Here is a 14,286-nt window from a genome sequence, read left to right as displayed (position 1 = left end):
TCAACAGAGTCATTCGAGCGTGAATAGTAAACTTACCCTTCTTAAAAACGTTGGTCTATTTATATTAAGAGCAACTGTAATCTACATTCTTTTTCATGTAGTAATAGTATCATTTTTGATATTGACAATTGGAAGACAGGTTGAATGCCGGCAAGAATATATGTTACGTCCAGAAGTCTATCAATCGGTAGCTCGAACGCTAGCCCGTTACTCCCAGTCCGATCCAAAATTGTTCCCACATAGACTAAGTCATAGATGGTTGCCAGCCGAGTTACATCGCATGGGTGGAACAATCTATGAGTTTAACTCTAGGGGTTCGTATATTACAATCGGAAGTGGTTTACACAATTATGGTTTTGATTTGGAATTAGATACACAAGCCTCTAACTCAGCTACAAAAATCTGGAACTTTTATTTCTATGACGAGTTTGATGGGACTAGACTGTTAGAAACCTTCTCTTTGCCAGCCAATGAAACAATTTCCGAAGCCGAACTCTCCGCTGGCTTACTTGCTGACGAGCGTGACTCAAGCCGCGAATATATCTGTCAATAGTTTTAGTTAGATATAAGGTCGAACGCCACTCGATATTATCGGTTTATTTCTCATGATTAAGCAGATCGGAAAGATATTAATCTATTCGTCATCTTTTAATGTCTATAAACCTAACCTCGATCGAACTTCATGAAAACACGGATCGTAAAATCTCGAAAAATTTGTACAATTTTGTCGTGTCCTCTTCCGGCAGCGTGCATCATCGCAGTGCTACCATGACGATCTTGTATATTAATATCTGCACCCGCCTCTAGTAACTTATTTACACTACAAGTATTTCCACTTTTTGCGGCTTTCATTAATGCCGTCTCGCCACTCATATCTTTCTCATCGAGATTCGCTCCCGCTTCAATTAGTGCATCCACAATTTGGCAAGCTTTCCGATCGATGCGACTCGATTCGCGGATAGCCGATATCAATGCGGTCTCCCCATTCTTATCTTGTACATTTAAATCGACGTTTGATTCAATTAAAAATCGAACGGATTCAATATTGTGATATTCACTGGATTTGATTAAAGGCGTTTGACTATTTAAGTCTCTAATATTTAAGTTTGCATTAAATTTGTCATAGAGTTTTAAATTAAATACGTTGTTCACTAAAGCATCTTTAACGATAGGGGGTCTAACTTTCATTCCTAATGACACTCTAAAAATCGTTAAGATAGTTACCAAAAATAGTAAATAATAATTTAAATATATTTTCGCTCGTCCACCAATTTTAAGATAAGACATCAATAACCAGATCCCGATTCCGAGAATTCCTCCAATAGAAGCTCCCACGAGAAAGAGAAAAATATTATCGGTTATTAAATGTCCGTCAAAATATCTACCTCGTTTAATGAGGTTGAGAAGATTCGAGCAGGTCAAGCGCTGCACGCCAATTATTGCACTCAAGAAAAAAGAGAGCGTTGGGCTAGACTTAATATTTTTCTTCATTAAGATTTACATTCTCTCGAAAATCTCGAGATTTTCCTTCGGATGCAAGCCAAATCTCGATCGTGCCAATTTGGCAACACGAAACTCATTCCTCGTGATTCAATTTGAATTCAACCCACTTAATATACTTATTCTCTCCTCTCCCTTATGAAAACTTTTGCAAATCTCCTTTATCCCTACTCGATCGAGAAATTTTTCGCGGAAAACTGGACTCAGCGAGGGGTTCTGATTCCCGGAGAAAAACCCGATCGATTCGATTCTTTTTTCTCCTGGCAACAGCTGAACGACCTCCTCAACTTCCACCAACTGCAACATCCATCTATTCGATTTTCCATCAAAGGGCAAAGGCTACCTGCATGCGATCCCAAGCACTGGATTAAGTACTGCAAGCAAGGGGCAACCCTCGTCATCGACCACGTTCACGATCGCGTTCCCGTCCTCACAGACTGGGTTTGGGCACTGCAAGAAGAAATCGGGCAAAATACCGCCCATCTCAACCTCTACTGTTCCTGGCCGGGGACGCAGGGATTTAAAAACCACTTTGACACCCACGAAGTCTTCATTGTGCAAATCGACGGCACGAAAGAGTGGTTTGTCTTCGACGAGACGATGAAATACCCGGTGCGCAAGGATAACGGACCCGAACACCGACCCCCTGAAAGTCCGCCTTATATCCATGAGGTTCTCCAGCCGGGAGACGTACTCTACATCCCGCGCGGACACTGGCACTATGCCGTCGCGCAAGATTCTCCCTCCTTGCACCTCACCTTGGGAATATGCTGCCTCACGGGGGGAAACATGCTCGATTGGCTGATTGGGGAGTTGAAAGAGGAAGAAGCGTGGCGGCAAAATTTACCCTTGATGCCCGATGGTAACATCGAACCTCTCGAACGGAGCGTGCAAAGCTTGTTGGAACGCCTCAAAGCCAGTCTCGATCGCGATCGACTCGCCCTCCAGTACAGCCTGCGCCACGCCACGAGTAACCCCCGCGCGCCGGAAATTTCCCTGCCGGGTCAGTTGGGATTTGGGGTTTTCGATCGCGGCATGGAGACTCGCTTCCGCCACACGAAATTCCAAACCCTGAAACTCGAACCCCTACCGGAATCCGGCTATCAAATTTTAACCAACGGCAAAAAGATTACTTTTAAAGGGACCAATCCCGAACTCGTCGATAATCTCTTGGATAATCTGTTGAATTGCGAAGCATTTACCGTGGGAGATGCGGCGCAATGGTTGCCGGACTTCGACTTAGAAACGCAAATTTTGCCCATCTTATCGGGATTGGTGAAAGAAGGAATGATTTTAGTGGATTAACGTTAGTTCGGGATAAGACAGTTTCTGGTGAAGGTGGGGTGTGGGTTGTAGGGGTGTTAGCGTCAGCCATGCCGACAGGCTAGACGGCCGTTGACCCCTACGAATGGTTCATCAATAAGTTCGCTCAAATACACAGATAATAAATTATCTAAAACATATTTTTTGTCGGCCTCGCTCAATAAAAGATCGAATTTATGGCCCGAGGTTGTGGCAATTTTATCGCTGACCGTTCTTCCCGAAGCTTGACGGGTTAAATTAGCTGCAACTCGGTGATAATCCCGCATCATCTTTTCTTCAAACTCAATCCCGATAAAATCACAAAGTCTGAGCAGCGATGTGCTTGAGTTTTCGACTAATGATTCGTAGCCGATCGCAATATGGTTGGGCTTGTGAATATTTTTCTGGGTCATTTCGATCGCCTGATTCCACCGGTAAATACACCAATCTAGCGGCCACTCTCCCCCCCACCATTCCGGATGTTTGCGGGTGACTTCATACAAGGAAGCAATAACATCGGTTCCCTGGCGAACAAGATGGATGAATTTGGCACCGCGAACGTATTTTTCGATGTCGTCAATATGATTGATATGTTCGGGAGTTTTTTCGAGCAAGATTGTCTTCCCTGCTTCTCGTTTGAGTCCGTGTAAAATCTGCATGAATTGACGAGTATACAGACTCCGAACGGGAAGTTTAGACAAATGCGATAATAGTTCCGGACGATGCAATTCGTCGGCGAAAAAGGCTTTCATGCGCGGAGACAAGCGGCGAGAAACGAGTCCGTATTGATATCGCCGGGGTTGGTCTTCGAATTCGGGAACGAGGTATTGAAAAAACTTTGATTCGGGAGGCGAATAAATTTGAGAATGCGCTGCTAATAAGCTTTGTAAAAATGTCGTTCCCGATCGAGGACATCCCACTAAAAAAATTGTATTTTGACGGCGATGTGGTATCATATAAATATTAAAATGGAAAAATGTGCTAACTAAAAAAGCGCGACGTTTACTAGTAAGAATTCAAGACTAATAAATTTAGATCCCCCCTAACCCCCCTTCAAAAGGGGGGAACTCGAAAAAGTCCCGAACAAATAAACTGCGAAGCATCCTCTGGCTTCCCCCTTTTGAAGGGGAACGGGAGTGGGACCTATTCAAGCGACTAACTCCTGACGTTCGACAAACTCGCGTTTTAAAATAGAGATAGCGTTCCCGAGCCACGTCAATATGCCGCTTATCTCTGTGGTGCTTCCAGTATACAACGGTGAAAAAACGGTTCGCGAGACGATCGATTCCGTTTTAAACCAAAGCTTTTGTGACTTTGAACTGCTGGCGATCGACGACGGTTCGACAGATCGAACTTCAGAAATCCTAGCCAGTATTTCCGACTCCAGATTAAAGGTTTTTACCTATCCTAACGCCGGACTGGCTGCGAGTCGAAATCGAGGTATCGATCGCGCGACGGGGGAGTATCTCGCCTTCATCGATGCCGATGATTTATGGACGGAAACAAAACTGGAAAAACAACTCGAGGCATTGCAAGAAAACCCTGAAGCTGCCGTTGCCTATAGCTGGACGAATTGTATTGATGAATGGGGGAACTTTTTACGTCCGGGAAGTCATCAAACCTATAACGGTAATGTGTTCGATCGCCTTTTACTATGTAACATTCTCGAACACGGTTCTAACCCCCTAGTTCGTCGAGAGGCGATCGAAACCGTTGGCAAATATGACGAGTCACTCCCCGCCGCGCAAGATTGGGATTTTTACTTGCGATTGGCCGCAAAATACGAATTTGTTTGCGTCCGAGAAGCGCAAATTTTGTATCGGCTTTCCTTTAATTCCATGTCCACCGATTTATCGCAATTGGAAGCGGCATCGGTAGCGGTCGTTTCTCGCGCCTTCGATAACGCGCCAGCCTCCCTAGAGTCCCTCAAACCCCACAGCCTCGCCAACCTCTACAAATACTATACCTATCGCAGCCTCGAGTACCCCCGCCGGCGGCGACAAGGGATTTCAGCGATCGGTTTTTTCTTGCAACTTCTGCGCTACGATCCGGGGTTTATCCGCCAAAAAAGAACTGCTATAACAGTAATGTTGAAAAGTTTCGCCTTAGTTCTTCTGCCGCTCAAGCTTGCAAAGCTAGCCTTCGAACAACTCGATCGAATCTCGCCACCGTACAGCCTGCTGGTCAGCATTCGACTCGATCCGCCTTCACCGTAAGGGAAATTTTATAGCAAAGTCATGCCTACTGTTTCTGTCATTCTACCGGTTTATAATGGCGAAAAGACAATTCGAGCGACCCTGGAATCGGTACTCAATCAAACCTTTACCGACTTTGAACTCCTCATTATCAATGATGGTTCGATCGATGGTACCGTAGAGGCGATCGAATCCTTCGACGATTCTCGCATTCAAGTCTTCTCCTATGCCAATGCCGGCTTATCGGCGAGTCGCAATCGAGGCATTTCCCGCGCCACGGGGGAATATCTCGCCTTCATCGATGCCGATGATTTGTGGACGGCAGACAAACTCGAAGCGCAGTTTCAGGCTTTGCAAGACAACCCCGAAGCTGCCGTTGCCTATAGCTGGACGGATTATATAAACGAAGCAGGGGAATACATCTATTCCGGTAGCCACCTCACCGTCAATGGCGATGCCTTACCGCATTTACTTTTGCTTTGCTTCCTCGAAAATGGGTCAAATCCCCTGATTCGCCGGGACGCACTTTTAGAGGTGGGAAACTTCGACGAAACCCTGCCAGCCGCAGAAGATTGGGATATGTATTTCCGGTTGGCGGCGAAATATCAATTTGCCTGCGTTCCCCGTCCGCAAATTTTGTATCGCGTTACCGCCAGTTCCATGTCGGCGGATATTTTGCAGCAGGAAGCCGCTTGCTTGAAAGTTCTCGATCGCGCCTTCGATCGCGCACCGCAGGAGTTGCAATACCTGCAAAAACCCAGCTACGCCAACTTATACAAGTATCTTACCCCCAAAGCGCTCCAAGAGCCGATCGAACCCGATCGCGCGCGAACCGCCGGACGATTCATCAGCAAAATTATCGAAAACGACCCCAATTTTCGCGTCCGAACGGATTTACTCTCCTCCGCCTTACTCGTCAGTGCAACTTCGGCGTTACTCGAACCATCGGTAGCCAACATTTTACCGGAAACGTTCAAACCGACCTGTCCGGTGAAACGGTTTCTCGACGAAACTCGCATCGACCCCTATCCCACCATTTCCGTTATTTTACCGGTCTATAACGGCGCGAAAACCATTCGGGAAACCATCGAATCCGTCCTCGATCAATATTTCAGCGACTTCGAACTCATTATTATCGACGATGGTTCCGAAGATGATACTTTAGACGTCATTTCTAGCATTCGAGACTATCGAATTAAAGTCTTTTCTCAACCCCATGCCGGTCAAAGTGCCAGCCGTAATTTTGGTGTTACCAAAGCGGGGGGAGACTACATCGCTTTTATCGATGCCGACGATTTGTGGACGCGGGAGAAGCTTTCCCAGCAATTGCGAGTGTTGCAAGAAAATCCAGACGTTCCCGTAGCTTATAGCTGGGTCGATTATATTGATGAACGCGGAGAAGTTCTTCATACCGGAAGCCACAGCAATATAGAAGAAGATATATACTCCTACCTGATACTGGAAAACTTTCTCGAAAGTGCGTCTAATCCCCTCTTTCGCCGCCAAGCCTTTCTCGATATGGGTGGATTTGACGAAGACTTGAACGCCGCAGAAGATTGGGATTTGGCATTGCGATTTGCCAAAGACTCTCAATTTATTGGTATCCCAGAAGTTCAGGTGATGTGTCGCATCACCCCCGACGCATTACTGTCCAATATCGCTCCCCTAGAGTCGTCATTTATTACCGTCCTCGATCGCGCTTTCGATCGAGTTCCCGAACTCGCACACTTAAAGCCGCAAGGGTTGGGAAACCTCTACCGCAGCCTATCCGCACGCGCCTTGCGTCCGCCACTTACCCCGTCCAACTGTCAAGCAACCGTTAAGTTTTTAGGCAAAATTATCACCTGCGATCCCTCCCACATTCACGCCAAAGAAACAATTTCCTCTTTATGGTTTAATAGCGCCACCTTTGCCTTACTTCCCACAAATTCTTCGATCGAAAAACTGCAAAGCGAACTCAAATGGGTATTCGATCCAGCGGAGTTACTCGAATACAATCGTCCCCGTCCGTTTCCGACGATTTCTGTCATTATCCCCGTCTACAACGGTGCGGATATGATTGTCGAAACCATCGAATCGATTCTCAACCAAACCGTTACCGACTTTGAAATTATCGTCATCGATGATGGTTCTACCGATAATACCGTTGATGTGGTGAAAAGCATCGGCGATTACCGGCTCAAAATCTTCTCCTACGCCAATGCCGGACAGGGAGAAAGCCGCAATCGGGGAATCGATCGCGCCACGGGAGAGTATCTCGCCTTTATCGATGCCGATGATTTATGGACGGAAGATAAACTCGAAAAACAACTTGAAGCGCTCAAAGAAAATCCCTATGCGGGAGTTGCTTATAGTTGGGTCAATTATATCGATGAATCGAGTAAATTTCTCCGTAAGGGAGGACGAATTGAGGTTAACGGCGATGCCTACGGACATTTGCTCCTCACCGACTTTTTAGAAAATGGTTCCAACCCCCTCGTTCGCCGGGAAGCTTTTGACGAGGTGGGGAATTTCGATCGAGATTTACCCCCTGCAGAAGATTGGGATATGTGGTTGCGCTTGGCAGCAAAATACGATTTTGTCTGCGTTCGGGAAGCACAAATTTTGTACCGGATGACATCCACCTCGCAATCGACAAACGTGGTACGTTTAGAGCGATCGTGCCGTCGAGTTCTCGATCGCGCTTTTGCGGTGGAAAAAGCCGAGTCTCTGCAATATCTCAAATCCCAAAGTTTGGCGAATTTATACCAATATTTAACCTACAAAGCACTGGAAAACTTGCAAGATCCAGAACGAGCGAAAGTTGCCACTCGCTTCTTCTGGACGATCGTCCAAAACGATCGAGGATTCTTGCGCCAGCGGCGGATTTCGTTGATGGTGATTCTCAAAAGTTATACTGTTGCCTTTCTTCCCGAATCGATGGCTGCAGCCTTACGTCCCCGCATCGATCGCATTTCCTATCTGACGGATTTATTCATCCGCATTCGTCCGGTGCCGTTTTAATAGATGTGTAAGCTTTCAGCGATACTCCGAAGGAGTCGCTTAGCGAACGGCTGTCAGCAGTCAGCTTTAAACAAGCCTAAATAGCGGCAATTTCAAATGAGTGCTGACATCTTCAAAATGCGATCGCCGAACGCTGACAACTGAATGCTTATATAGATGTTGGTAAACCCAGCCATCGAGATTACGAAAAATTTCAGGCAAACTCATCTATCGATAGGAGCAAAATTCGTGCCACAGATTTCCGTGATTATCCCGGCTTACAACGCCGAAACCACCATTTGCGAAACCATCGAATCGGTGATTGCGCAAACCCACACCGACTGGGAACTGATTGTCATCGACGACGGTTCTACCGATAACACCCTCAAAGTTCTCGAACAAATCGACGAACCGCGTATGAAGGTGTTTTCCTTCGAGAATGCTGGGGTTGCCGCCAACCGGAATCGAGGAATCGATCGCGCTACGGGGGAATACATCTCCTTCCTCGACTCTGACGATTTGTGGACGCCAGAAAAACTCGAAGCGCAACTAGCGGCCCTCAATGCCAATCCCAAGGCTGCCGTTGCCTATAGCTGGACGAACTACATCGACGAATCCGGTAACGTGTTGGGTGCTTGCGCGCATGCAGACTTGAAAGGGGATGTGTATCAAATCCTGCTACTCGCCGACTTTATCGGCAGCGGTTCCAATCCCCTCATCAAAACTGAGGCACTGCGAGAGGTGGGACAGTTCAACCCCTACGTCGTTCCCACGGAAGATTGGGATATGTGGCTGCGGCTGGCCAGAAAATACGAATACGCCGTGGTGCCGTCGGTGCAGATTTTGTATCGGCAACTAGTAGGTTCGGGTTCCCATAATATGTCCGTCATGGAAGTCGCCAGTAGCCGAACCCTGAATTTAGCGTTTAAAGATATGCCGGAGTCGCTGCGATACCTCGAACCCTTCTGCTGGGGAAACCGCTATAAGTGTTTTGCTTGGAAAGCGTTTGAGGGAAACCCCGAACGGCAGCGCGCGATGATGGGAGTAAAATTTCTCTGGCGCGCCATCGGATACGATCGCAACCTCTGGAAGCAGCGCGCCACCTGGAAAATGTGGCTGAAAGCCGTTCTGGCACTATTGCTGCCGAGTTCGATTACCGCACCCCTGTTTGCGAAAATGGGTCGGTATGCCAATGTCGATGGCGTTCTCCAAACCCTGCAGTACCCCGTCCGCAGTTAAGACGAACGCACGGACTCTTTTTCGCAATTTTGACCCGCAATCTCAGCCGATCGAACTATGACTTCTGCCAACCCCGTTTCCGGCCTCCCCGACCCGTTCAAGCAAGAACTGAAAAAGATTTGGATTTGGGTCAACAGCCACACCGCTCGTTGGGTTCTTCTCTACTATCAAATTGCATTTCGATCGCGCTCGAACCGAGATCTGTTATATCAAAAACTTGGAGATCGCTTTTGCCAGCAAAAACAATTTACCGCCGCGATCGCTGCGTTACAAAAATCGGCGCACTTTAATCCCAATTGTTTTGAAACCTATAAAAAACTTGGAAATACATTCGCTCAAATCGACCTGACCCATGAGGCAATTTCCGCCTACAAGCGAGCTGTGGAAATCAAACCCAATGGATGGGGCGTTTATCTAAAACTTGCTCATTTACTGGCTTTGGACGGAAAGTGGGAGGAATCTTTAGGAGCTTATCTTAAGGTTTCGCAACTTCAAACAAATGGAGGTTTGAGCGAAAGTCAAGAAGAGTTAGAAAAAATTTACGCAAAATTGCAACAGCAACCCGATGACTTTTCCCCTTACTATAAATTCGGAACGTTTTTAACCCGAATGGAACAGTGGGAATCCGCGGCAAATGCGTATTTAAAAGCCCTAGAACTCAACCCGCTGCATCGGTGGTGGCATTACTCAAATCTGTGGGATTTATTGTCTGAAGTCGATAAACTTGACGATGCGGCTCGAATTTATCGTTCTAAACTTGAGAATAGTCCCAAACCCGTGTTAGCTCGCGTCAATTTCGGAGAAATTTTAACCCGACAAGGGAAGATTGAAGAGGCGATCGAATCTTATCAAGTTGCCAGTTACAATCAAACGGTTCGGTTTTACCCGAACTCGCCGAAAGAGAGTTGGAATTCCGAGAAAATTTGTGCCCCTCAATTTGCAGTCATCGGTACTCAAAAAGGTGGAACAACCTCTCTCTATTATTATATGACCCAACATCCCCAAGTTTTAACGCCGATTAAAAAAGAAATTCATTTTTGGTCGAGTTATTTCGAGTTGGGTTTAGATTGGTATCTCTCTCATTTTCCTCCCACCTCTTCCGAGAATAATTTTCTATCAGGGGAAGCGAGTACCAACTATTTTGATTTCGACTGCGTTCCCGATCGAATGTATCGGTTTTTGCCGCAAACAAAACTGATTATTCTCTTACGAAATCCCGTCGATCGCGCGATTTCTCATTATTACCATTCCGTGCGAGAAGGTTGGGAACATCGCTCTTTTGAAGAAGCCATCGAACGGCAGATGAAAAAATTCGATCGCGATGGCGATCCCTGGAACCAACAAGGCAACTACCTCACGCGCGGCATGTACGTAACCTTTATTAAAAAGTGGATGGAGGTCTTTCCCGCCAACCAGCTTTTAATTCTCAACAGTCAAGACTTTTATAAAAATCCCGGCAACACGCTGACTCAGGTGTTTGAGTTTTTAGACCTTCCCGATCGAAACGTTCAAGATTCTAAAAAGTACAATGCCGGTTCTTATGCTTCCGTCAATCCGTCGGTGTATCAACAGTTAAGGGATTACTACCAACCTTACAACCTGGAGTTGGAAGACTATTTAGGGATGAACTTTAATTGGGAATAGAACATTGTAGAATGGCTTGATTGACAGGCTAACACTCTTTAAATTTAAGCCTTGAGAGAAAGTCTAAAGCTGATAGCTGAGTGCTGAATGCTGACCTTACAATAACCCCCGATAGCGAATAAAAATCAAAATCGCCGCCCAGGAACCCAAGGCAACCTTAATCGCCACCAGCACGTTCAGTAGGGGAATCCATCCCCCACTCACGAGCGCGCCAAACTGTCCCTGGGGCAATTCCACCCCCGCCAGGGTCAGCACCGCCAAGACGATAAAAATCAGCACCGACACTTTCTCCCAGGTGGACGCGCGCCAGCGTTTGTAGATTTCTTCCATCCATTTGGAAGAGGAGGTAATGGCAATCAAACCGATCGCCGTACCGCCCGCCACGCCGGCCGCAAACCCACCGCCGGGACTCAAGTGACCGCGAATCGCCAGTTCGATACTGACGAGTGCGGCAATGGTCGCCCCCAACCGCGCCAGCACCACCGACGGACCATCGGGAAACTGATAGATGGTGCAGGAGGGTTGCTCGTTCGCCAGTAGATACTTCGCCCCCATAATGGCGATCGTAAACACCACCACCTCAAAAATCGTGTCGTAGAGTCGGTTGCGGAAAATAATCCCCGACACGGCATTGGGCACGCCGCTATCTTTGATAATCGAATCGACGATTTCGAGTTCGGTATCGATAGGGGGATGGGGGAACACGAGGGTTTTGATAAACAGGGCGATACCGGCAATAATATAAACCCACTTCATGAGTGCCCCTCCATCGCTTCGGGTACTGGAGCGAGCGCATCATCGGTCTTGGGGGGACTGGGTCGATCGGGATCGACGTAGCCTAGCTCGGCGAGGGTAGGGGGCACTTCGGCTTGCATGATTTCGTAGAGACGGGTGACGCGGGTTTGGAGATCGTAAAGGGGATATGGCTCTGTATGTCCGTTGGAGTATTCCGATTTCCCCTTTTTCTCCGATTCGATGCAGGCGGTATGAATTTCCTTGGCGATTAAAGCCGCTTGCATCGCTTCAGGATTGGTATAGGGTACGATTTCGATGCCCATGTGGTATTTCCCGAAGGTTTTGCGCAGTTGTGAGAGTAACTCTTGAGCGGAGTCGGCTTTCAACTGACCCTCGATCGCCCCCAGCCGCAGACTCATCGAAGAGCGCACCGCCACGGCGTAGAGGGTAATTGAAAGCATGGTACCGACGAGGGCTTCGGTTAAGGCCACATCGGCCGCCCCGAACAGGACGTAGACGAGAGCGGCGATCGCCCCGAAAATCCCGCGAATCACCAGGGCGTGGTAGGGGTTGAGCTGCAACACGAGCATACATCCCGTCAGGGGCAGCAGGAGAACGATGGGGATGATGTACAACTCGTCACTCATTCTCACCCCCCCCACTGGCACAGTAGGCCAACACGTACCCCAGAACCGTATTCCAAATCGCCAGGGAAATCAACGCCAGAAGCAGCAGCGGCCATTCTCGGGGAATTTTGACGAGCAACCCAACGATAATACTCATCGAACCGAGGGTATCGGCCACCGAGAGACTGTGGAGTTTAAACAGGACGGAGCGATCGCCGATCAGCGGCCAGGTTCCCCAAAACCAAAAGACCAGTCCCACGCCAATACAGACATAACTCAAATAATTCAAATAATTCAAATAATTCAAATCACTCATAGCCTCGATCGTAGTTCGTTCGTTCGTCTGATAATGTGAGCCAGCAGCATCAATGAGGCATTTCCCACGCTCAAAATAATCACCCCCACCACCCCGAGGGTCCAATCATCCCGGAGGACGGAAACAATCAAAATCATCACCGATGTTTTGCTGGCAATACTCGAAAACGCGAGCATGGTTTGCCAAATATTTTCATCCTGCCATGCCTCGTAAATCGGAATCAGCAGTGCCGCGATCGTTGCTATCAGTATCCAATTCATCTCTTCTTCCTCCGGAGCACCCGATGCACTTCGTACCAGCCATGTTCGTGGTATTTCAAAACAATCGTTTTGGGGGTAAAGGTAATCAAAAAGATATCGAGAAAAATCAGTCCGGGGGTGCGCTGGGGCTTGACCCGCTCCATGACGATATCTTCGTGTTTGTGGGGACGCAACATAATTTCAAAGGCTTCAAAATAGGCTTGGGGAATCGCCACGAGAATTTCCCCCAGAACCCGCAACCCATCTTTGAAAACGGCCGGTGCGGTATAGCGTCGCGGCAGCAGCAGAGCGACAGCCACACCGATAATGATATTGGCCCAACTCAAATCGGCCGTCAGCAAAAACCAGATGGTCAATCGCAGTAGTAAATCAAGATATCCAATCATGCGAATACCATCCAAAACAGTAGTGTTAGCGTTAGACTCATCACCCCGATCAGATGCTCGAATCGCTCCATCATTCGGGGTAAGGCGATCGCCGCTCGCCCGAAAATAAAATGATACGCCAGCCATCCCAAGACGATTGTGACGAGCGCTTTACCGATCTTGGTCAGGGTATAGGCGTCTAGATAAAACCCATTGGTCACCACCAATCCCCCCAGCAAGACGATCGCCGCCGGCCAGAAACCGGGTTTGACCTTGCCTTGACCCCCACGGGGCAGAAAAATAAATTTGGCGAAGGAGATCGCAGTTCCCAATGCCGCAACGTTCATGGCGCTCGTTTGCCAGGGCAATAAGTTTTTCATCGTCAACGCCTTCGATCCGAAACCCGAGAGTAACGGTAAGCCCGAAATCGAGCAACTCGCGATCGCCAGGGCAATCCAAACCGGTGTGGCAATGGGTATGTGCTTGAGGGCTTTGAGGCTGCGGCTGGGTAAATTCCCCGCAATCAGAAACAAAACCGATTTCACTAAGCCGTGGGTGAGGGCGTAAAAGCCACTAACAGCGGGTGCCGCGAGAACGAACCCCAACTGGGAAACAGTGTGAAACGCCAACATTCGCTTGGTATCTTTTTCAAAGACGGCATAACCGACCCCCAGCAATGCCGTACCGACGCCGAAGATGCGGACGATGGGATCGATCTCCTCAAACATCAAAGCACAGCGCACCAGGGGAAAGACACCGGCTTTGACGACCACCCCCGACAGCATTGCCGATACGGGGGTTTCCGATTCCGAGTGAGTCAGGGGCAGCCACAACCCCGAGATGAAGATTCCCCCTTTGGTGAGCAAACCGACAAAAATTAGAGCAACGGCCTCTGTTGGGGCACCCTGCAATCCTTCAAACGCAAAGGAGTTGTGGGTTTGGTAGACCAATACCGCCCCGATCAGGTAAAACAACATTGCTGTATTGCTCACAAACAGGTAGCGCAAGGCCACCCAAATCGATCGATCGGTCCGAGGATAGGCAATCAGTAGGAATGCCGCAATTCCGATGACCTCCAAAGCCACGTACAAACTGATAAAATCAGCGCAGATAAAGACTGCG

Annotated in this window: 14 protein-coding genes; 6 read left to right on the top strand and 8 right to left on the bottom strand. The window is 48.0% G+C overall.

Annotation, left to right across the window (positions count from 1 at the left end; all coding sequences use genetic code 11):
• Positions 1-280 precede the first annotated feature (280 nt).
• Positions 281-553: a hypothetical protein gene (locus tag AC2215_RS27435; protein ID WP_486813221.1), complete on the top strand. Its 273-nt coding sequence runs from the start codon at positions 281-283 to the stop codon at positions 551-553.
• Between the two features lie 110 nt (positions 554-663).
• Here AC2215_RS27435 and AC2215_RS27430 read toward each other — a convergent pair whose 3' ends face one another.
• Positions 664-1,491, bottom strand: coding sequence for an ankyrin repeat domain-containing protein (locus tag AC2215_RS27430; RefSeq protein ID WP_486813220.1), 828 nt, complete (start codon positions 1,489-1,491; stop codon positions 664-666).
• A 147-nt stretch (positions 1,492-1,638) separates the two neighbouring features.
• Here AC2215_RS27430 and AC2215_RS27425 point away from each other — a divergent pair, with 147 nt between their 5' ends.
• A complete protein-coding gene (locus tag AC2215_RS27425) occupies positions 1,639-2,805 on the top strand; it encodes a cupin domain-containing protein (RefSeq protein WP_486813219.1) in 1,167 nt (388 codons plus the stop codon).
• Between the two features lie 62 nt (positions 2,806-2,867).
• Here the strand turns inward: AC2215_RS27425 and AC2215_RS27420 are convergent, their stop codons facing one another.
• Entirely contained in the window at positions 2,868-3,758 is an 891-nt protein-coding gene (locus tag AC2215_RS27420) for a sulfotransferase family protein (protein WP_486813218.1), read from the bottom strand.
• Between the two features lie 264 nt (positions 3,759-4,022).
• On the opposite strand from AC2215_RS27420, the gene AC2215_RS27415 reads away from it, so the two are divergent.
• From AC2215_RS27415 to AC2215_RS27400, 4 genes are all read left to right on the top strand, one after another.
• Positions 4,023-5,018 carry a glycosyltransferase gene (locus AC2215_RS27415; protein WP_486813217.1) on the top strand — a complete coding sequence of 332 codons (996 nt, stop codon included), beginning with the start codon at positions 4,023-4,025 and terminating at the stop codon, positions 5,016-5,018.
• A 21-nt stretch (positions 5,019-5,039) separates the two neighbouring features.
• Positions 5,040-8,000 (top strand): glycosyltransferase, encoded by a 2,961-nt coding sequence (locus AC2215_RS27410; RefSeq protein WP_486813216.1) that lies wholly within the window; start codon positions 5,040-5,042, stop codon positions 7,998-8,000.
• 228 nt (positions 8,001-8,228) lie between these two features.
• Positions 8,229-9,218, top strand: coding sequence for a glycosyltransferase family 2 protein (locus tag AC2215_RS27405; RefSeq protein WP_486813215.1), 990 nt, complete (start codon positions 8,229-8,231; stop codon positions 9,216-9,218).
• Positions 9,219-9,275: 57 nt separating this feature from the next.
• Entirely contained in the window at positions 9,276-10,862 is a 1,587-nt protein-coding gene (locus tag AC2215_RS27400; protein WP_486813214.1) for a tetratricopeptide repeat-containing sulfotransferase family protein, read from the top strand.
• Positions 10,863-10,958: 96 nt separating this feature from the next.
• Here AC2215_RS27400 and AC2215_RS27395 read toward each other — a convergent pair whose 3' ends face one another.
• The 6 genes from AC2215_RS27395 to AC2215_RS27370 all read right to left on the bottom strand — a co-directional run.
• A complete protein-coding gene (locus AC2215_RS27395) occupies positions 10,959-11,618 on the bottom strand; it encodes a Na(+)/H(+) antiporter subunit B (RefSeq protein ID WP_486813213.1) in 660 nt (219 codons plus the stop codon).
• Positions 11,615-12,244, bottom strand: a complete 630-nt coding sequence (locus AC2215_RS27390; protein WP_486813212.1) for a DUF4040 domain-containing protein — start codon at positions 12,242-12,244, stop codon at positions 11,615-11,617. The genes AC2215_RS27395 and AC2215_RS27390 overlap by 4 nt, the downstream gene beginning before the upstream one ends.
• Positions 12,237-12,539 carry a monovalent cation/H(+) antiporter subunit G gene (locus tag AC2215_RS27385; protein ID WP_486813211.1) on the bottom strand — a complete coding sequence of 101 codons (303 nt, stop codon included), beginning with the start codon at positions 12,537-12,539 and terminating at the stop codon, positions 12,237-12,239. The genes AC2215_RS27390 and AC2215_RS27385 overlap by 8 nt, the downstream gene beginning before the upstream one ends.
• Complete coding sequence (locus AC2215_RS27380; protein ID WP_486813210.1) at positions 12,536-12,799, bottom strand: hypothetical protein; 264 nt, start codon at positions 12,797-12,799, stop codon at positions 12,536-12,538. Before AC2215_RS27380 ends, AC2215_RS27385 begins: the two co-directional genes overlap by 4 nt.
• A complete protein-coding gene (locus AC2215_RS27375) occupies positions 12,796-13,185 on the bottom strand; it encodes a Na+/H+ antiporter subunit E (RefSeq protein ID WP_486813209.1) in 390 nt (129 codons plus the stop codon). The genes AC2215_RS27380 and AC2215_RS27375 overlap by 4 nt, the downstream gene beginning before the upstream one ends.
• A partial coding sequence (locus AC2215_RS27370; protein ID WP_486813208.1) for a cation:proton antiporter occupies positions 13,182-14,286 on the bottom strand: 1,105 nt, incomplete at its 5' end. The genes AC2215_RS27375 and AC2215_RS27370, both read right to left, overlap by 4 nt.

It is taken from the genome of Zarconia sp. (assembly GCF_057467645.1).
This window is presented reverse-complemented; position numbering and strand designations above follow the sequence as displayed.

Bases quoted from the DNA above. Each gene is read 5' to 3' on its own strand.
- AC2215_RS27435 (WP_486813221.1), top strand. From the start codon at position 281: ATGGGTGGAACAATCTATGAGTTTAACTCTAGGGGTTCGTATATTACA.
- AC2215_RS27430 (WP_486813220.1), bottom strand. From the start codon at position 1,491: ATGAAGAAAAATATTAAGTCTAGCCCAACGCTCTCTTTTTTCTTGAGT.
- AC2215_RS27425 (WP_486813219.1), top strand. From the start codon at position 1,639: ATGAAAACTTTTGCAAATCTCCTTTATCCCTACTCGATCGAGAAATTT.
- AC2215_RS27420 (WP_486813218.1), bottom strand. From the start codon at position 3,758: ATGATACCACATCGCCGTCAAAATACAATTTTTTTAGTGGGATGTCCT.
- AC2215_RS27415 (WP_486813217.1), top strand. From the start codon at position 4,023: ATGCCGCTTATCTCTGTGGTGCTTCCAGTATACAACGGTGAAAAAACG.
- AC2215_RS27410 (WP_486813216.1), top strand. From the start codon at position 5,040: ATGCCTACTGTTTCTGTCATTCTACCGGTTTATAATGGCGAAAAGACA.
- AC2215_RS27400 (WP_486813214.1), top strand. From the start codon at position 9,276: ATGACTTCTGCCAACCCCGTTTCCGGCCTCCCCGACCCGTTCAAGCAA.
- AC2215_RS27395 (WP_486813213.1), bottom strand. From the start codon at position 11,618: ATGAAGTGGGTTTATATTATTGCCGGTATCGCCCTGTTTATCAAAACC.
- AC2215_RS27390 (WP_486813212.1), bottom strand. From the start codon at position 12,244: ATGAGTGACGAGTTGTACATCATCCCCATCGTTCTCCTGCTGCCCCTG.
- AC2215_RS27385 (WP_486813211.1), bottom strand. From the start codon at position 12,539: ATGAGTGATTTGAATTATTTGAATTATTTGAATTATTTGAGTTATGTC.
- AC2215_RS27380 (WP_486813210.1), bottom strand. From the start codon at position 12,799: ATGAATTGGATACTGATAGCAACGATCGCGGCACTGCTGATTCCGATT.
- AC2215_RS27375 (WP_486813209.1), bottom strand. From the start codon at position 13,185: ATGATTGGATATCTTGATTTACTACTGCGATTGACCATCTGGTTTTTG.